Here is a 19292-nt window from a genome sequence, read left to right as displayed (position 1 = left end):
CCTGAGACAGGAATACTACACTGGTATTGCTAATAAAGTATTACTTACTGATAATATAGAAGCTAACAACCTAAATCCTATATAATTAGCTTCATTAAAATGAATTTTTAAGCACCGTAAGCTATCCCCAAGCTTCCCTGCCGAATATATGCTAGACTAACTTATATTATGAAAATTCAGGGCGGGTGAGTACAATTAGTAATAGAAATGTATATATCATTATTATTCTTATCATGCTCTCTTGGGGTATGAATGTATCTGCATTAAAAATCCTCGTAGAAAACTTTATGCCCGTTACAATTACCTCCCTGAGGATTTTCGTAGCCGGGGTCGTTGCGTTTCTAATTCTAATGGGCTTGCATTTAGTACGCTTGCCGAAGAGATCAGAGTGGATTTACATTATCGGTGGTGCTTTTTTAAGTGTCGTATTTCATCATTACTTTTTAGCACAGGGACTTACCAATACGACAGCGACGAATACTGGATTGATTTTAGGGCTGGGGCCATTATTGACGGTAATTTTCTCAATGCTTTTTTTGAAAAGGAAACCGACATTCATTCAGTTCATCGGGTTTATTTTTGGAACTTTAGGTGTCAGTACAACCGTATTAGTCGGAAGTGGTGGCATGCATTCTATTAATCTAGGAGATGTGCAAATTTTACTCGCCATTATTTCACAGGCGCTTAGCTTTATTTTAATTAAGCGGGCTGCTGAAACGATGGATCCTAGGCTGTTAACTGGCTATATGCTGGTGATAGGCTCCATCTTTCTTTTTATCTTCAGCTTATGGAAAGAACCAGGTGGACTGGATTCGCTTGCAGGTGTCTCTCCCGCTGTATGGACGATTTTTCTTTTTTCAGCGGTAATTGCTACTGGTGTCGGACACACAGCCTATAATTATGCGATTGGCCGGGTCGGACCAGCAGAAACAGCTATTTTCCTGAATTTGAACACATTCTTCTCACTAATTGGAGCGGCTATTTTCTTAGGCGAAGCAATTATTCCAGTACATTTTTTAGGACTGATTCTAATTGTATCTGGAGTCATACTCGGTTCTGGTGGTTTGGAAGCATGGTTGATACAAAGGAAAACAAAAAGGAAGCCGGGCAAGTATATCCCATAGAAGTATGGGACAGTTCTCAAAATCCGCCACATCAAAAATGGAAGCAGGAAAACCGTCCCCCATGCTTCTTATTCCAGCACTTTTAGTCCGACAGCACCTGCTATGATACAGAGTAAGAAGAGGATTCGTTTCCAGCCGGCAGGTTCTTTGAAAAGTAGGATGCCCATTAAGACTGCTCCAGCCGCACCAAGGCCTGTCCAAATCGCATAGGCAGTACCAAGCGGAATTTCTCTCATCGCAAGGGAAAGAAAAACAAATCCGCCACCAAACGTTAAGATAATCATGAGCAGCCAGCCAATTGACTTTTTACGAAGATAAAGATTGATGCACATGACTCCGAATATTTCACCAAGACTTGCTATAACAAGGAAAATCCAAGCCATATTTAATCCCCTCCCTGTTCTTTCGTTTCCTCATTTGGTGTGGTCATTTTGATTCCAATGACGCCTACTATTATTAAACCAATAAAGAAAATCTTCGCCATCGAAAATTCTGCACTAAACAGGATGAAGTCAAGCAACACAATTGCTGCTGCCCCTGAGCCTGTAAAAACAGCATAAACTGTTCCAGGTGGCAGTTTTTCACATGCTTTAATTACAAAATAAAAACTAAGAACAATGACTAAGATTGTGCCAATCCACTCTATTAGTGAATCCGAATATTTCAATCCGATGACCCAGAACACTTCGACAATTGCTGCAAAAAGAACATAAAGCCAGGCCACTTGCAATTCCTCCTTTTGATGGAAAATATCTATAAATTACACACTCCTATTCTAGCATATATCGTCTAGACCGCGTTATAAGGAGTGATTTCACACTCGTAATGATGCCACCTGCCTCCCCTTGCTGATTTTTTCAAAATTGTGTAACCGCAGATGATATATCGACCCGAACAACCTGGATATTCGTTGTGAAGTAAATGGAGAACTTCGTCAATCCGGAAGATAAGCAAGTTTGGCTGAAATCTGGAGATAAAGTGGCTGTTTCTATTGATAATATTGGTGAGCTGGTGAATGTGCTGGAATAATGTAGATTGAGAATATGAACCCTAAAACTAAGCAGGAATCAAACAGGTGGAAGCATGGGGACGGTTCTCAAAATCCGCCACATCAAAAAAGGAAGCAGGGGAACTGCCCCCCATGCTTCCTAATATGAAAGTATTTCCGCTAAACGGTAATTATCTTGTTCATCCCTCATGTTCGTATTTACTTGATTAAGCTCAACATCTATTATTTTATTTTCTCTTATTCCAACGGCCTTGCCTGATTGCCCATCCTTTAATAGTTCTACTGCTGCAATTCCCATTTTGCTTGCGAGTATCCTATCAAAAGCAGATGGATTTCCTCCTCTTTGCAAAATACCTAGTACGGATGCTCTAACACTAATATTTAATTTTTCTTCAATGGCTTTTTGTAACTTCCCTATCTCATATAGTTTTTCGGTTACAATAACGAGATTATCTCTTTTTCCACTGTTTATTCTTGTAGATAACTCCGAACATATCGTATTTATATCCAATTTTCTTTCAGGTGTAGAAATGATTTCTCCTCCACCCGCTAGAGCTGAAAATAAAGCTAAACTTCCGCAATCTCTACCCATCACTTCCACAATGGTTGTTTTTTCATGCGATAGACTTGTATCTTTTATTTTAGCAATACTATCCAATATCGTATTTATAGTCGTATCAAAGCCAATGGAATAATCTGTAAATGTTAGATCATTCTCAATTGTTGCAGGTATTCCAATCACTTTTACACCTTTTTGTTGTAATTTATCAGCGTATTTAAGGGCCTCATTGCCACCTATAATTACTAAAACATTTATCCCAAATTTCCCTAACGAAGCAATCGCTCCTGTCTCATCTATAAATTCTGGACTGCTTGATGTTTTTAGCATTGTTCCACCTTTATGCGTAATGTTTTCCAATTCAACAGAAGTCAGTGGATAGATATTACCATCTACCAGTCCTTGGATTCCATATTGTATTCCCATTACATCCATGTGATGATAACTCGCTGCTTTTACAACTGCACTAATTGCAGCGTTCATTCCAGGCGCATCTCCGCCACTTGTCATAATTCCTAATTTAATCATTAATAAACACCTCAGAGTAAATTTTACTTATCCAACATTTAGATATGTACGTCCACATTTTATAAGATTACTCTTATTATACACTCTTCCAGTGAAAATTAATTGCATCTAAACCAAGTTTTATCCATCTGCAATGGATGGAAGCATGTGGCGGTTCTCAATATCCGCCACATCAAAAAAAGAAAGCATGAGAACCGTCCCCATGCTTCCTCCCTATGCCTTATACAGACACTTTATCTCTTTTTGATAGCCATGTTTCAAAGGTATATGACATTTCCCAGAACGCGAGTTCATATTCTTTGGCAATGATAAATTGTTCTTTGAATTTCTCCTTCTCTGCTTCACTTGCTTTTTCAGCTAATTCATCCAGCAGGTCGATCATTTCTTGTGTCGATTCCTGGAACCCGTTGCTTGCATACATATTCAGCCAATTTTGATAGATTTTTTCTTTTGGTTTTGCATCCTTATATGTTAGGCCAATATCTGCATACAGCCAGTAACATGGCAGCATGGCAGCTACGATTTGGGCCAAACTTCCAGATAATGACGCCCGGTATAAATGAGATGTATATGCATAGGCAGTTGGTGCTGGCTTAAAGTTTTCCATTTCCTCATCAGTAATCTTTAAAAGTTTAGCATGCTCTTTGTGCACGGTTAGCTCTGCTTCAGCTGTCTTTTTAGCTTTCTCAGCAAGTTTAGCAGAAACATGAAAGTCATCTGCATGGGCTGCCGCAAAGGCATGCACTTTACCGTAATGTTTCAAATAATAGATATCCTGCATAATGTAGTTTTTAAAAATATCCAGCGGCAAATCCCCATCTACAATACCTTGCACAAACGGATGATTCAAACTTAACTCCCAACTTTGCTTTGTTGCTTCACGCAACGACTCTGTAAAACGCATGAAAAATTCCTCCTCTATTTTAGTTTCCTACTGGTTATTAGGAAATGGATATTTTTTTTAGCATCCAATATTCGGTAAATTTTAGTAACCTACTTCTACTACAGCATTAACGATATACATCAAATCGTTTTTATCCTGTTGTTCTTCAAGAAAAATTCCGCTCGACGTTGCCATACCTCCAGCCATCACTTCGACCGTGACCGTACCATAAGGGATCAACTCTTTTATTTTGTTCTGATCCAATTTCCCCAAATCCCGCGGTAGGCCCAGCTTTACATTTACTCTCATTTTATTTAAGTCGCCATTCGGCAGAATTTTTCTCATGCCCGGCATGGAATTTACGTGGATTGCATTCATCACTGCTCGCTCAGAAGCAATATTTACATCCTGTCCGTGCACATCCACCCCTGTTCCTGTTTCGATAAATAAAAGATTTTCCATTTTCTTTCCCTCCTTCCATTACTCTTCAGGAAGACTCCATTTAAATACGTGTTCCTTTCAATTCCTGAGTCTGTTTATATTTTTCTGCTTTTTCATCCGTTAGAAAATAAAGTTCATCAAGTAATGCAGGGATAAATGTTCCGGGTCCCACTGCTTTTTCCATTGCTAATTCCGCTGCAATACCATAACTTGCTGTTGCATAGACACCAGCTTCGAATACATCATCCCCTACACTTACAAAAGGCCCAATGAATGACGAGAGCAGACATCCACTTGCTGTAATATTCTGTAGCATTTCATGACCATTTTTACATAGAGCAGTTCGCACGCCATCAGTAATCACATCTGTTTCCCCGGTTGAAATCACAACTGCATTAAATTTCCGAGCTACGGCTGCTGCGATTTTCGGGTCGTTTTCTTCAATTACCGAATCGGGACCCTTTGCTTTATCCATGGTACCTCCCAATACAGCAATCTCCCCGGCATTAGCACGAATTACCGCAAGTTTCACAGTTGCAAGTATTTCATTAATTATTTCTGTCCGAAACGCTGTCCCACCAACTGCAATCGGATCAAGAATAACGGGTACCCCTTTCTCATTTGCTGCCTTTCCAGCTATTACCATCGCTTCCCCACGGTCCTCCGTTAATGTTCCGAGGTTCAATACGACAGCGTCAGCAATTTCCCCGTAGTCTTTCGCTTCTTTTGGCGTATGGGACATCGCAGGGGAAGCACCGATTGCGATCAGTCCATTTGCAGCAAAATTACTCGCAACTTCATTTGTAATATTAAAAATAAACGGCTTGTCTTCCCTGATTTTTGCTATAAGATTCATCTAGACATCTCCTCTCTAATAAGTTGGTAGAATAAAAAAAACCACCCCAAAGTGGAGTGGTTTTATATACGGTTTCAAAATATGTATACGCAGCCATCTCCACTTTCCTACGCTGGTATTAACCAGTTCAGGTTCAAAGGGATTAAGAAAAGAATCTTATCTCAGCCGAATGGCACCCCTAGTGGATTGTTTTATTCAATTATCTTAACTATACATTATTTTCTGATTTTATAAAAGTTAAATCGTTTAATAAGAAATAACAGAAACAGCTAAATTATTTTGATGACGAGCTACAACATGTCGCTTTCTATGTAGATGATGTAGATATCAAAAATTGATCGCGTATCACAAATTAGCTGACGATCACTAATTCGTCTAAGACCGCACTCCCCCGGGTATATTGGTCACTTGATTAGCGATCCTAAAATTGTCTAAAATAAAGTAAAGCAAAATGGCTTGACGATGTACCTATGTCCCTCTAATCATAAAACAAGTTGAGCTATTAATAAGCTCAACTTGTTTTCATAAATAGTTAAAAATTAAATAATTACTAGCATTCGTCTTCGTGTGCGTCGTATGGAGCAACTCCACCACCATTTACATTAAGTGGAATTTGTTGAACTTGCAACACTTTTAAAGTAAGATCTGTAACGATTTTTTCACGTAATTTGTTAAAGCTGCCGTTATTAGAACCTTTGCTTTTGTCCGAGTCAAATGAATGCGGAGAAAAGTCAAGCTCAAAGAATTCCGCACTAAGAAGTTCACAGAATGGCTGTTCATTGTAAATGACGCTATTTTGGAAGAAGTATTTATCCAAACGAGGAGATTCTCCATGTTTAGGATCGATAAATTGTCCTCTTCTTTGATCTCCAAAACCGAAAATCGGTAAATTCATAAGATCACCAGTTAAATCTGCAAAACCAGAAAACGGAACCTTCGCTGTTAAAGTACGTAGTGCGCTATTACAGCCTTTTGGTGCGTACTCGATGTTTTTACGAATATATCCTTCTACGAATAACTTAGCTCCTTCAGAAGTGTAGAATCCTCCTGATTCATTTATTTCTTCAAATGGACCAACAGGAACGAGTTTACACTGTGTTAAGAAAACATCTTTTAATACTCTTTTAATTTCACATGCTGGCGGATCAAGTGGAATGTCAGCTTCTACTACGACTTGAAGAGTTGTCTCTGCTAAAACTAGTGGGACTTTAATATACACATCAGATAGATTTGGATTAACGACGGGAGTAGCGGGAGTATCTGGAAGTTGAACCTCTGTACGCGATTTAACCTCACAATTTACTTTACTTGGACTAGAATCTTTCTTTACCATTTTTTTATTTAAGTTACTGTGACCATAGCCTTTCATAATAAAATTTCCTCCTTTTTGTTAAAGGTCGTCTATTACCTTTACACTAATAAGGTATTCAGTTAGTGAAATTATGAATGGACTGATAGTAGGAGTCGATTGCTGATTTTTATTAGTAAGTTGGAATTTCATTATTTTAGATTCTATGGTCAAATTGAATTAATTGCAGCAATTGAATCTTTAAATGTACCATTATTTTTTGGTCTACTCGATAATATACTTTTTTTAACCATTCTCGTGGTGATATCTTTTCCCAATTAATAGCAGGGAGATATTCTATTGATTCTTGAATAAATCCTTCAACAAATAATATACCATTTGAAGCTGTCTGTTTCATATGATCTGAAGAGTGTATGAAATTGGAGGGTAAGAATTTACAATTTGTCACTACAACTTCTGTTGAAACATCCAAAATCTTGATGATCCCTTTATCCATTAGCGTATTTTTCTCTAATACGATTTCAATATCATATTCCCCAAGTATTACTGGAATAAGAAACTTTGCAATAGGAAATGTATTTAAAATGTCGTGCCCATCTAGTGAGTTTGTGTTTTGTTTAATAGGTTTCATTATTTCTTGTTGGAAGTCATTATTTTTCTTAGATACTCTAGAAGACTCTTTGTTTAAATTCATCATTGCATGTACGTTAGAGAAAACCAATCTGCCATATGGTTCCTCATGATAATAAGAAGAAGTATTAAGTTGATATGTCTCAAAGTCAGGGCTCATACCAGTTTGATCTTTGAAGTTGAATGAACGCTCGGCTGTATGAACGAAAATTGGCTGTTGAAGAAAATCATCAATTTTTATATGAGTTGAAAATGGAACTTTAATGTGTTGAACTTGGTTACCAATAGATGTATTATATCCTATTAAATTACTGTTTTTGTTGACATTCTTATGATTATTATTAAATTTCATTTCAATTTCACTCCTCGAACAATACTGCTTACTTAATATTTATTTATGCAGTTAATCATCTTTTGTCCCTGCTTCCCCGAGTTTTACATCATTCAAATTGGGTTACAAGTGAGGAAGATTTACAAGCTGTTTTTTATAATGCGAAAAATCATTTAAATGATGATGGGATGATGTTTATTGTTTCTGATCGTTTTACAGAAACCTTTCAAACGTATGCGAACCATGGATGAAAACGGGCAGATAACTTGGGAGTTTGAATCATGAGATAAGTGGTCTGTTTTTCAAATAAAAATAGTTTCAATTACTCGAACGAACGGGCTTTAAGGCTGGTTTCGAACATTCGGAGCTGGAGCAGGGTTCTTATGTAGGCATTTGTCGTTCAGGTTTCAATAATATACCTTTTGGAAGTGTTTAAAAACCCCAGATATGTTAATCCTTAAGGGAATAATTGCTTAACAAGGATTTATTGTTGCATTTATTGAATTAGAATAGTAGCTGCTATCCAGAGGGTACCAATCCGAATATACTTTCAAGAATATACCGATTGACCTGGAGTCTGTCCTGAAGATTCAGTAACGGAGACAGATCCGGTGCCAGAAGCATTAGTAGCACAAAACTAAGGCCATGGTTTTGTGCTACTAATTTTTTATAGTAGAAGAAATTATATTACTTATCCCCCTTTCAATTAAAGGGGTTATTGCTTTACTATATGACCAATTGATAAAATTGATTAGACAGTTATGTCAAACGCTAATAAAAAATGCCCTTTCAATTGAAAAGACATTTTGCCAAAAGAGTATTCTCATACAATTGCTCATTATACTTTATTTTTTACATTTTCAAAACAGATCCAGCGCAACCGTAATTTAAAATTCCCGTGCCTAGTCTTTTTCCTTTAAAATAGCGATAACCTCTTCAAATGCCATCTTATTATCCTCAATCAACGTGTCAAGGTAGCTTGAAATGTCTTCAAGATCGGGTGGTTCAACCCCGTCATTATTATTATCAGGAGAATAATGCATATTTAAATTCGCAAGCATATTCGTAATAATCGTTTGGAGTGTTTCATTTTCTAAATAAACGAAACTATTATCTTCTTTTGGCTGATCTTTATTCTTTAATTCATCAATATTAACATTAAGCTGATCACGAATTAACTGTTTGAATAGATCCTTTTGCTTTTGATTGAGTTGATGATTACTCATTTTCATTCCCCTTTCCTATGGAACCACCGACATTAATCTGGTTGAGGGAGCTAATTCCTTCCTTTATCTCATCCCCATAGGTAAACCCCATAATACTGCCCGTATAAGATGATTCCGGAATCCATTTCACTTGGAAGTTTGAAAATGTTAATGTTTCGTTCGGTTCCAGTTTATTTATTTTATCCTGCCTTAACCAAAATTCCTGTTTATCTTGAGAATCATTGATTCGCTCCCATACATTTGGCAGTCTCATTTTTTGCTTGGAGTCCTTATTTAAGTATTTTCCGGAAAAGTCAAACGGTGAATCTTCAGATAGCTTTATACAAATGTATGGGTTCGAAAGTGGGCTTCCTCCCAAGTTCTTAATATGATACGTACCAAGAATAAAGTTTTCTTGTCCTTGTTCATGAGAAATGTTAAAGGAATATGTAAAGTAACTAATGACTTGAAAATCCTTTGCTGCTTTTGTTTCCGATACTAATGTTTTTATTTCTTTCAGATAAGAGGTGTTCATTTCCTGCCACTTAGCAATTTTCCCCCTTATTTCATCCGTTCTTTTCATTATATCGTTCACCCCCAAAGAAAAATAAAGAGAGGAGCATAGTATTTCCTCTCTTTCATACTTATGCTGGATTCTTAACAGTTATCACGGTTGCTGGGAAAAACTACTGGGCACTGCGGTGGTATCGTTGGCACAGGGCATGGTGGGATTTGAAGTACATCCCTTGGTTGACAGAAATCAGCTATAACCTCAAGCGTTACATCAAAAACAGATTGTATGCTTTGACATAGACGTACATTAACGGAAACATCAAGTTCACCTGGAGTTGTTGTCGAATCACAAGCAGCTGTACATACAAAGCAATCAACTTCTGTGAAAGTTACATTTACATCTGTACCTTCTGGAGCACAAAGAATCACTTGCTCACAACGCGTGAATTCTCTAGTAGCGACTTCTACTGTTCCCCCTCCTACCAAGTCTACAAAAATGGTTACTTCAAATGTTTTGCGGATATTCACTAGTTGTAGTGTCACCTGACTGTCATCAATAACGAAATCTCGGTCTACCCGATCCAAAATAGTAGACGCAATCGGTTCAACCGTACATGTAACGGTATCAATATCGATATCGTCACAATCTAATGGGTCACCAGTAGCAGGATTATCTGGTAATTCTAAGCCATTCAAAGTTAAATCAAATGTTGCATCGTTAATAACCCAATCATATACCTTCTCTGTATTGATACATAGGAGTTCCTGACCCCCGGGCAAATTTCCAGTTTGCATAATTTAAACACCCCAAATAAGATTATTATACTCATTTATAGACTATGAGATAATAACCAAATGCGCATAATCAATTAGTTTACTTTTCAAATTATATTTTCACAGAAGGTATGTAAGGAATATATAAAAATAGCGAAAAACTTGAAAGTCCCCCATAATCTCAACATTTTATAACTCACTTTGGTGTGCAAAAGCCGTTCCTAACAGGGTGAATAAATAATATATATATAGCAGGAATACCACTTGCTCCTTTAACAATTGTTAATCATTAACCCCATGATGAACATGCCCGGCATAAAAAAAATAGGGCTGTCGTGGTTAGCTCGACAACCCGATAGAAGTATCTCTTTTATACGATGCTGATAATTTATTCGCCACCATTACCGAGGCTATTTGGGAAAACTACTGGGCATTGTGGTGGAATCGTTGGTGCTGGGCAAGGTCCAAGTGGTAATTCCTCTCTTGGTTGACAGAAATCAGCAACGATTTCAAGCGTTACTTCAAACGTGGACTGGATGCTTTGACATAAACGTACAGTAATTTGGATATCAGATAGATCACCATCACATATAAAGTCACAAACAAAACAATCGACATCTGTATAAGTGACATCAATATCAGTATCTTCCGGAGCACATAAAACGACTTGCTCGCAACGACTGAACTCAAAAGGATTGTCAGAAATTGGCACAGTGGTTCCGTTATCAAGTGTTGCAAAAAGGTTAACTGCGAAATTTTTACGTAGTGTTACTAATTGAAGGGTTATGGTCTCATCGTCAATCATAAATTCCCGATCTTCCCTTCCCAACTCTACGATACCATTTTCTAAATCTGGAACCACCTCACAAGATAACGACTCGATATCATCACATGATACCCCTTCAGGATTTTCTGCAGAGGCAATCGTAATATCAAATGTTGCATCATTGATGACCCAGTCATATACTTTTTTTGTGTTAATACATAGGAGTTCTTGACCCCCGGTTAAATTTTCTGCTTGCATGATTGCAAACACCTCCGAATAAGATTTTAGTTTCATTGTAGCTTATGAACAGATGTACCAGTCCGTGTAATGAATTAGCGGAATTCCCATGATATTCACTACGTTGGGCGAATATCATAAATACAACGGTACCTTCGTGCAATTGGAACATCAAACATGACTTTCTTTTAGCTTAAAGAGAGTAAAAGCTGCATACAATTAGAACAATAGAAGTTCATCTGCTTTTAGCGTTTAAAATCTGCACATTTGTCACGTATTGGTGTTACATCAATAGTATATTAATGTGCTGTAAAAGGGTGAATGGGGATGCAACGATATAAACTTTATAACTCTGATGACGTCGAGAAACTGCAACGGGAGCTTGATATCTACAAATATACGTTAGAAACAGTAAAATCACAGGATGGGGTGAATGGCTACCTTAAGACGAAAAGTGATTTTAATGATTTACAATTAAAATATTCTAAACTTAAAGGGGAAATGAAGATTATGGAAGAAAACCATCAACGAAGAGTAACAGAGTATGAATTGGAGAAACAATTCCTTTCCACTCGTATGAATACGGTTAGTGAATCAGTAAGTCAATTGAAACAAGATATGAATTGGATGATGGATAGAATGGAACAGATACGTTTTACGGAGCTGCTCGAAAAAATGAATCAAGTGATGAACAAACAGGATGATCACTTAATAGAAACTAAAATTAAAATCGAAAGACTAAAAGAGGAAATTTTACAATTAAAAGAATATATAGAATCAGATGTTCCAACTCCTGAACCAGCCAAAGAACCACCAGCTCCAAAGAAATCCGAATATAGACAATTACAAAACATGCTTCGATCTCCTAGTTATATAGAGGAAGCATCGAGCAAAAAAAAAAATATGACAACTCGTCAAAATTTCAGACATCCACTACCAAGCAGCCAAACAATTCACCCTACAAACGCTTCTAATCACGTTCAAGATTCTGCAGCAGTCATGAATATGGAACGAAATGCTTTCCCACATTATCTGGAATTAAATAAGAATATAATTATTCGTCCAAAAGCAACAAAAAATAAACAGGAAGAAAAAAAGGCTGAAAGCAATATTGATAAAAGCCCTTCCATAACTGTCAATAATAATACTCCACCCCTACATGAAGAATCCTCCATGAAAAAAAATGTAGAGGAAAATCCAGTAAAGGAGACAATTATAGAAAAACATTCCGAACCCAACATAGAGCTGCCTAACAAACAAGAAGCCAACTTTTTAGCCCCAAAAGATTTCACACGGGACACACCAATCGAAACAATAGAAAAAGAAATACAAGTTACTGAAAAAGAAATACCAGCTGCTGATAAGCAAAATATTGTTGAGGAAAAAAGTAGTCAAGAGCAAAAACAACCTAGTCCGAAAAAAGAAACTGGATCCTTCTTTTCGATCTTTCAAAAGAAAGATTAGCATGGGTCGCGGGGAAATAACGATACCTCAAACAATACACGATAAAATGGTGGAACATGGTAGGTCTTGTTTGCCCTATGAGGCATGTGGTTTATTATCAGGAATTAATCACAATGTACAGTCCATTTGGCAATTAGAGAACGAATGGAAATCTGACAGACGTTTTTTTGTAAGAAAGAAGATTGTCGAGGAAACCGTTCAGAAAATAAAACAACTAAATGAACAGGTACTTGCTGTTTATCATTCCCACCCTACTACAGCACCTGTTCCTTCTAATTATGATATTACCAATCACCCTGATGATCATGTGTTCATGGTGATTATTTCCTATAAAACAAGGCCACCGATAACCAAATGGTATCACATACAAGAATCTGTTTATGAGTCGTGCTCCTTTTTTGTAGAACAGCCCGCAGAGCCCGGTCCTTTTTAGAAAATAAAACTATAATGTACCATACCGAATAAGGAGTTGAAAGTTTTGAAAACAATAAAAGTGAAAACAAAAGTAAGTAACCACAACCATAAATATTTAAAAAATCCTGATAAACCAATAGTAATTGATTCATCATCCATTAAAAGGAGACCGGTAAAAAGATCCGGTGGTGGTTGTTGCATGAAAGCATACTGAAGACCTTAGTTATCTCCTCCGAATAGGATAATAGCGCGGTTTTCATATGATTTGAATTGATTGTAATGATGGGACTTTTTTCAGTGACATAAAAAAATGTACTTCAAATAGGATGGAGGTTGTTAAAAACCAGATGCAATTTGTAATAAAGTATCTTCTCAAATTTTATTGTCTTTTAAATGAGAGTAGGGAAAGCAAAGACCATTCGTACATCATTGGATAGGATGAGGGTCGAAGATATTGGGCTATTCCCTCTAAATCAACACCGGTTAAAGCAGCGTTAAACATGCTGGGAGTTTAGGGTGGAGATGTTCGTTTACGGTCGGTTGATATGATGTAATAATAATGCTACATTACTGATTCAAAAAAGGCCTTCTTAGAGTGTAAGTTTTACTCTAAAGAGGCCTTCTTATATTTTTCACATCATCAAGTAAGTACTTTAAAGAGCCTAAATACATAGAAAAACCCGCATAAATGGTCTCTTGTACAGTCAATTACTAATTTTGGTAATAAGCTATCTTGAAAGTAAATTTATTTTCAAAAAAACTACGAAAAGGATTGTGATTACATGTCAGGATATGGATATGGCTGTTCTGGAAACAACAAAAGAATGAGTTCACCTATTAAAGTGAAACCTAATAAGCATAAGAATGATCATAAGAAAGATTCATGTCACTCTTGTGGTAAGCATGACTCAGTTTGCAATTGTAATTTTAAGGACCACGCGGTGCGTAAACCCGTAAAATTGAACAGCGATTGTACTTTAGTTAATTCAGTAGTATGTTCAAAGATGGTACAAAAGGTTGCAGAAACAACACTTCCACTAGGATTATTTCCAGGGTTACTAGATGTTGACGATATTGTTTCTATAAATGTAGTTCCGAATCTAGGTGCAATTACTCAAAACGCCAGAGTTATAAGAGACAAAGTAGTTAATATCGGTCTAATTCCTGCAACTATTACAGTAACAATTCTAGGTGTAGATCTCCCTGTTACCATTACTACGAGCCTACCGTTTCAAGAGCATACAGACTGTCCAGGAGCTTGCCCTGAGGATATGTTATTTGAAACTCCGCTTGAAGTAGAAGGAATATTTACTCAACCAGGGGTGCCTGTGGTTGATGTTGGAGGTTTAGCACTTGTTGAAGGTATTTTAGTCAAGATTATCTTACGTACTAACATTACTGTTACTAGACAACTTATTCAAGACGAGCATGGGAACTTATGTGATGCAAACCCTAATCGTTGTGATGCACAAACAACTCCTCCATCATTCGTTCTACCAGCTCCAACAACACCTGGATTTCCATCGGTTTAATGAACAAACAGTTCCACCAGTGAATGGAGTTTAAAGTCACTAGACTATAATCAAGTAACAACTCTTGTCAAGAGATGTAGCAACATTTAATGAACACAATGTATTTAAATTTAAAGCATCAATATTGGTAAAATTCGCTTCAGAGTTTGTAGATGCGGTGGTCAAATAGGATATGGAGTTATTTGGCAAATGAAGGAGAGGCTAGGGTAAAATACCTTAGCCTTTATTTGTTTTTATGTTGGCACAGCGGACACATACCTTTAATCAAAACAATCCTTATAAAGTATAGAGTGATTGTTTGGTCCGTAATTTATCTCGGGAAAATCAGAAGTGAAACCCTATATATTTTCCACAAGCGAAACTGGATGTAAACCATTCTTCACTGCACCTACATACTCATCCACTGTCTGTTTGCCAATCGCCGTGTCTGGTGCAATTGCTTCAAATCCGTGAAAAACTCCAGGGTAGAGATGAAACTCTACATCAACACCAGCCTGGCAGAGCCGGGTTACATAATCTAATGTTTCATCACGAAATGGATCTAATTGTCCCACGCAAATATATGTTTTTGGTAGACCTGATAAATTAGTTGCCCGAGCAGGTGCCGCATATTCAGAAACACTTTCTGTTCCGTCTTTTCCATTTAAATACATGGACCAACCCTTCTTATTTAAATCATGATTCCAGACAAAGTTTCCCGTTACTTCAAAACTTGATGGGGTATTATTATGATCATTAATCATTGGATATAATGGCATTTGGAAACTTATTTCCGGCCCTTTTCTATCTCTAGTAAGTAAAGCAAGTGCGGCTGTTATTCCGCCACCAGCACTTTGGCCTGCTACACCTATTCTAGTTGCATCTACACCTAGTTCACCTGCATTCTCATACACCCACTGAAGTGCTGCATAACAATCCTCTAATCCAGCTGGATAAGGGAATTCTGGTGCCAAACGATAATCCACAGAAACAACCATGCAATTTGCCTCCGCAACAAAACGCTGGCATAAAATATCCCCTTCCTCAGGTGAACCTAATACATAACCTCCACCATGAATCCACAACAACACGGGTAGTGCTTCACCACTTTTTTCCTTTTTATCATAAATCCGTACTCTGACCGAAGATTGATCATAAGAATTTAGAATCATCTCGTCATTAATGGAAACAGATTCATCTAAGGGAATCTCCATAGCTTGGAGACCATCCTGTGCCGCTTGTCTTGTAGCTTTATAATTATCCAAATCTAATGGAGGAAATGCCTCAATTATTTCTCTCAATTCTGGGTTAACTCTATTTTTCATATTCTATCACTCCATTTATTTATATTTTGTTTAAATAGTAATCAATTCATATATACGACCATCATCTCTATCGTCAAGACCATTCCAGTGATTTGGAACTAGATGCTAAAGAAAAACCTGCATATTCTTTTTTCGCTACCTCATCACATATATCCCGATAAGGACCATATCCTCCTACATAAATTTGAAAACCTCGAGCCTTGTCGGCAATATTGGCACCGTTATACCAAGACTCAACCTTTGTATAAAGTGTTTTGTCAGCCAGTTCTCGGCAGTGCTTGCTCCAAGCATTTTCATCTTCCGAATTGGCTTCAATTGTTTTGATATCATGCTTACGAAGGTATTCCATACAATCTGCAATCCACTCTACATGCTGCTCCACTGCTACAGGTACATTCCCTAAAACGGAAGGGCTTTCTGGGCCTGTAATCATGAACATATTTGGAAAACCAGCAGTGGAAATACCCAGATAGGTGCGGACATCTGATCCATTTTCCCACTTATCTTGCAGAGATATGCCGTCCTTTCCTATAATATCCATATTAAATAGTGACCCGGTCATTCCGTCATATCCAGTCGCAAAAACGATAGCATCCAGGTCATATGCTTCATTGGTTGTCCTTATTCCAGTTTTAGTAATTTCTTCAATTGGAGCTTGTTTAACATCTACAAGACTTATATTTTTTCGATTATATGTTTCAAAGTAATCCGTATCAAGGATAGCCCGCTTCGCTCCATAATAATAAGTTGGAGTTAATTTCCTAGCAATCTCTGAGTCTTTTACCGTTTCCTGTATTTTTTCCCGGATGAACTGTGAAACCGTTTCGTTCGCTTCCTCATCAGCTAGCAGGTCATTATAAGAAAATAATAAATATGCACCGCCTTTTTCCCAGGCATCTTCATAGTTTTTGCGGCGGTTTTCCGGAGTATCTTCCAATGCAGACAGCTCCCCTGGCTGGATTGGAAGTCCCCCCATTGATGACCGTATTTTCCGCTTGATCTCATGAAAGTTTTCTTTCGCCTGCTGAACGGTTTCCTCCTTGTAAAGATGGTTCTTTGCCGGCACACTATATTGCGGTGTCCGCTGAAAAACCGTCAGATGTGCTGCTTCTTTCGCAATCTCAGGAATGGTCTGGACGCCACTTGATCCAGTACCAATAACTCCCACTCTTTTACCGTGAAAATTTACCTTCTCATGGGGCCAGTGGCCTGTATGGTACCATTCACCATCATAATTCTCTAATCCCTTAAAATTAGGAATGTTCGCGGTAGATATGCAGCCAACCCCTGTAATAAAGTATTTAGCTGATATCACTTGGTTGTCATTTGTATGGATAATCCATCTATTTACCGCTTCATCATACCGAGCAGAATGAATGCGTGTATTAAACTCGATATCTTTCCTGAGCTCAAACTTATCTGCAACAAAATTAAGATAACGGAGTATTTCCGGTTGTCCGGGAAATCTAGATGTCCATGTCCATTCGTTATAAAGATCTTCTGAAAAAGTATAGTTATAATAAATACTTTCTGAGTCACATCGTGCACCAGGATATCGATTCCAATACCACACGCCGCCAACATCGGCAGCAGCCTCATAGACCATCGTACTGAATCCAGCCTCACGTAATTGATGAAGCATATACAATCCTGAAAAACCAGCTCCAACAACTACTGCATCTAATTCGGTTACATCATTCTTCCTCGTTGTAGATGTCATGTTTATCATCCTCCTAAACTATTATTGTAAGCGGATACAATTTAATTTTCATGAAAAACTAAATATCCCTACAATTCTACTCTTTACTCGGATCATTAATCTTTCCTTTTTTTATGACAAGGCTACTACCATTGATTGACAACACTTAATCCTGGTGTTTTAAATTCTTCCATATTTATGATGATATCAGCAGCTTCTTCAAGGCTTACCTTTCTAGTAATCATTTTCTCAGGGTGTAGTACACCACTTTCAATCATATTCAACATAGCTGAGAATCTAGATACAGGCATATTAGATGAACCAATAAACTCCAATTCTTTTACTACAATCAAATCCACTGGTAATTCAACTTTTCCCTGCTCATCAGATGATGTAAGTCCTAATTGTAAGTGTCTTCCGCGCTTCCTTAAACTATTAATTGCATTCTGGCAAGTTGCAGTTATTCCCAATGCATCCACCGCAACATGAGCACCACCGCCCGTAATCTCTACTATTCTCTGTACAGCATCCTCTTTACTACCATTAATCGTAAATTCAGCACCGAATTCTTTCGCAAGTTCTAAGGCTTCATCATTAATATCAACGGTTATGACTCTTGCACCGATTGCACTGGCTACATGTGACACACATAATCCAAGACCACCACTTCCATGAACAGCAACCCATTCTCCTGGTTTTACTTTCACTTGATCTACTAGCCCATGAAATGCTGTCATAAAGCGGCACCCTAGTGCAGCACCTGCTTCAAACGAAATAGATTCGGGTAATTGCACAACATTCCGGTCTGCATCGTGAACATGAACATACTCCCCAAAACCACCCCAATAGGAAACACCTGCCACACTTCCATGATCACAAATATTCGAGTGACCTGTCATACAATACTCACAAGTCCCTTCCCCATGTGCATGTGGAACCACGACCCTGTCACCTTCTTTGAATTTAGTAACATCACGACCTACTTTATCTACTACTCCTGAAAATTCATGGCCTAAAACATGAGGTAATTCCAATTGCATGCCAACCCAACTCAAATCACCTTTCATAAAATGATAATCACTTCTGCAAATCCCGTTAGCCTTTACGCGAATAACCACCCCATTGTCTTCTAAAGTTGGTTCCGGGACCTCCTTTACTTCCATTTTTTTATTGAATTCAGTTAGGACAAGTGCCTTCATAACAATTCCTCCTCATAGGTTTTTTTATTGATTTTATAGAAATAAGTTAAACATCTAATAATAGTGTGGGGATTTTTCAGCCATTGCAATTTATAAAATTAATCCCTTTCTATTGGAGTAAACATGGGAATGGTGATTTCTTCTGACCAATCTTGGAAGGTGACTTCTACTTCTTGTCCTACATTCACATCTCTTGGATGACACCCAACTATATTACTCATCAGACTTGGACCTTCATACAATTCAATAATCGCAACCACATAAGGAGCTTCTTTTGCATATGCTTTAGATATCGCCCGATGGATGATTGTATACGTTTTTACTTTCCCTTTGCCAGTTGCTTTAACCCAGTGAACATTTCTACTCATACAGTTTGTACACATCATACGAGGATAGAACTGAGATTTCCCACATTGATTACATTGCTGAATTAATAGTTCGCGGTTCCGGCAACCATCCCAATATGCTTCTGTCTCAATTGTTGGTTCTGGAAAGTTCTTTCCCGCATGTTCCAT

Annotated in this window: 20 protein-coding genes and 1 riboswitch; of the genes, 4 read left to right on the top strand and 16 right to left on the bottom strand. The window is 37.6% G+C overall.

Going from position 1 to position 19292, the window contains the following annotated elements:
- The first annotated feature begins 185 nt into the window (after positions 1–185).
- On the top strand, positions 186–1124 hold the full coding sequence (locus BV906_RS04535) for a DMT family transporter (RefSeq protein WP_245843889.1): 939 nt from the start codon (positions 186–188) through the stop codon (positions 1122–1124).
- Between the two features lie 68 nt (positions 1125–1192).
- On the opposite strand, the gene BV906_RS04530 is transcribed toward BV906_RS04535, so the two are convergent.
- From BV906_RS04530 to BV906_RS04475, 12 genes are all read right to left on the bottom strand, one after another.
- Positions 1193–1507 (bottom strand): DMT family transporter, encoded by a 315-nt coding sequence (locus tag BV906_RS04530; protein ID WP_087972268.1) that lies wholly within the window; start codon positions 1505–1507, stop codon positions 1193–1195.
- Positions 1508–1509: 2 nt separating this feature from the next.
- Positions 1510–1848 (bottom strand): DMT family transporter, encoded by a 339-nt coding sequence (locus BV906_RS04525; RefSeq protein WP_087972267.1) that lies wholly within the window; start codon positions 1846–1848, stop codon positions 1510–1512.
- A gap of 424 nt (positions 1849–2272) precedes the next feature.
- Positions 2273–3220, bottom strand: coding sequence for an ATP-dependent 6-phosphofructokinase (locus BV906_RS04520; protein ID WP_087972266.1), 948 nt, complete (start codon positions 3218–3220; stop codon positions 2273–2275).
- Between the two features lie 220 nt (positions 3221–3440).
- Entirely contained in the window at positions 3441–4124 is a 684-nt protein-coding gene (gene tenA, locus BV906_RS04515) for a thiaminase II (RefSeq protein ID WP_087972265.1), read from the bottom strand.
- 81 nt (positions 4125–4205) lie between these two features.
- Entirely contained in the window at positions 4206–4565 is a 360-nt protein-coding gene (locus BV906_RS04510) for a Lin0512 family protein (protein WP_087972264.1), read from the bottom strand.
- 40 nt (positions 4566–4605) lie between these two features.
- On the bottom strand, positions 4606–5400 hold the full coding sequence (thiM, locus tag BV906_RS04505) for a hydroxyethylthiazole kinase (protein ID WP_087972263.1): 795 nt from the start codon (positions 5398–5400) through the stop codon (positions 4606–4608).
- Between the two features lie 87 nt (positions 5401–5487).
- A riboswitch (TPP riboswitch) is annotated at positions 5488–5590 on the bottom strand.
- 360 nt (positions 5591–5950) lie between these two features.
- On the bottom strand, positions 5951–6733 hold the full coding sequence (locus BV906_RS04500; RefSeq protein ID WP_087972782.1) for a CsxC family protein: 783 nt from the start codon (positions 6731–6733) through the stop codon (positions 5951–5953).
- Between the two features lie 172 nt (positions 6734–6905).
- The gene (locus tag BV906_RS04495) at positions 6906–7691 is read right to left on the bottom strand and encodes a BC_2427 family protein (protein WP_087972262.1); all 786 of its coding nucleotides are present in this window, start codon (positions 7689–7691) and stop codon (positions 6906–6908) included.
- An 881-nt stretch (positions 7692–8572) separates the two neighbouring features.
- Positions 8573–8896 (bottom strand): hypothetical protein, encoded by a 324-nt coding sequence (locus tag BV906_RS04490; protein WP_087972261.1) that lies wholly within the window; start codon positions 8894–8896, stop codon positions 8573–8575.
- Positions 8889–9458 (bottom strand): hypothetical protein, encoded by a 570-nt coding sequence (locus BV906_RS04485; RefSeq protein ID WP_087972260.1) that lies wholly within the window; start codon positions 9456–9458, stop codon positions 8889–8891. Before BV906_RS04485 ends, BV906_RS04490 begins: the two co-directional genes overlap by 8 nt.
- Before the next feature lie 74 nt (positions 9459–9532).
- Complete coding sequence (locus BV906_RS04480; RefSeq protein ID WP_087972259.1) at positions 9533–10183, bottom strand: BMQ_0737 family morphogenetic spore coat protein; 651 nt, start codon at positions 10181–10183, stop codon at positions 9533–9535.
- A gap of 367 nt (positions 10184–10550) precedes the next feature.
- Positions 10551–11186: a BMQ_0737 family morphogenetic spore coat protein gene (locus BV906_RS04475; RefSeq protein WP_087972258.1), complete on the bottom strand. Its 636-nt coding sequence runs from the start codon at positions 11184–11186 to the stop codon at positions 10551–10553.
- Between the two features lie 306 nt (positions 11187–11492).
- Here BV906_RS04475 and BV906_RS04470 point away from each other — a divergent pair, with 306 nt between their 5' ends.
- The 3 genes from BV906_RS04470 to BV906_RS04455 all read left to right on the top strand — a co-directional run bounded on the left by BV906_RS04470 (position 11493) and on the right by BV906_RS04455 (position 14575).
- Entirely contained in the window at positions 11493–12629 is a 1137-nt protein-coding gene (locus BV906_RS04470) for a hypothetical protein (RefSeq protein ID WP_087972257.1), read from the top strand.
- Between the two features lies 1 nt (position 12630).
- The gene (locus BV906_RS04465; RefSeq protein WP_087972256.1) at positions 12631–13062 is read left to right on the top strand and encodes a M67 family metallopeptidase; all 432 of its coding nucleotides are present in this window, start codon (positions 12631–12633) and stop codon (positions 13060–13062) included.
- Positions 13063–14047: 985 nt separating this feature from the next.
- Positions 14048–14575: a hypothetical protein gene (locus BV906_RS04455; RefSeq protein WP_140321958.1), complete on the top strand. Its 528-nt coding sequence runs from the start codon at positions 14048–14050 to the stop codon at positions 14573–14575.
- A 338-nt stretch (positions 14576–14913) separates the two neighbouring features.
- Here the strand turns inward: BV906_RS04455 and BV906_RS04450 are convergent, their stop codons facing one another.
- From BV906_RS04450 to BV906_RS04435, 4 genes are all read right to left on the bottom strand, one after another.
- Positions 14914–15879: an alpha/beta hydrolase gene (locus tag BV906_RS04450; RefSeq protein WP_087972253.1), complete on the bottom strand. Its 966-nt coding sequence runs from the start codon at positions 15877–15879 to the stop codon at positions 14914–14916.
- Between the two features lie 73 nt (positions 15880–15952).
- On the bottom strand, positions 15953–17599 hold the full coding sequence (locus BV906_RS04445; RefSeq protein WP_087972252.1) for a flavin-containing monooxygenase: 1647 nt from the start codon (positions 17597–17599) through the stop codon (positions 15953–15955).
- A 125-nt stretch (positions 17600–17724) separates the two neighbouring features.
- Positions 17725–18777: a zinc-dependent alcohol dehydrogenase family protein gene (locus tag BV906_RS04440; protein WP_087972251.1), complete on the bottom strand. Its 1053-nt coding sequence runs from the start codon at positions 18775–18777 to the stop codon at positions 17725–17727.
- A gap of 98 nt (positions 18778–18875) precedes the next feature.
- Positions 18876–19292 (bottom strand): Zn-ribbon domain-containing OB-fold protein, encoded by a 417-nt coding sequence (locus BV906_RS04435; RefSeq protein ID WP_087972250.1) that lies wholly within the window; start codon positions 19290–19292, stop codon positions 18876–18878.

Origin of the sequence: Oceanobacillus rekensis (assembly GCF_002153375.1) — a bacterium.
In the GTDB taxonomy this organism is placed as follows: domain Bacteria; phylum Bacillota; class Bacilli; order Bacillales; family Amphibacillaceae; genus Oceanobacillus; species Oceanobacillus rekensis.
The sequence above is the reverse complement of the archived record's forward strand: the minus strand, read 5'-3'. Positions and strand labels throughout refer to the sequence as shown.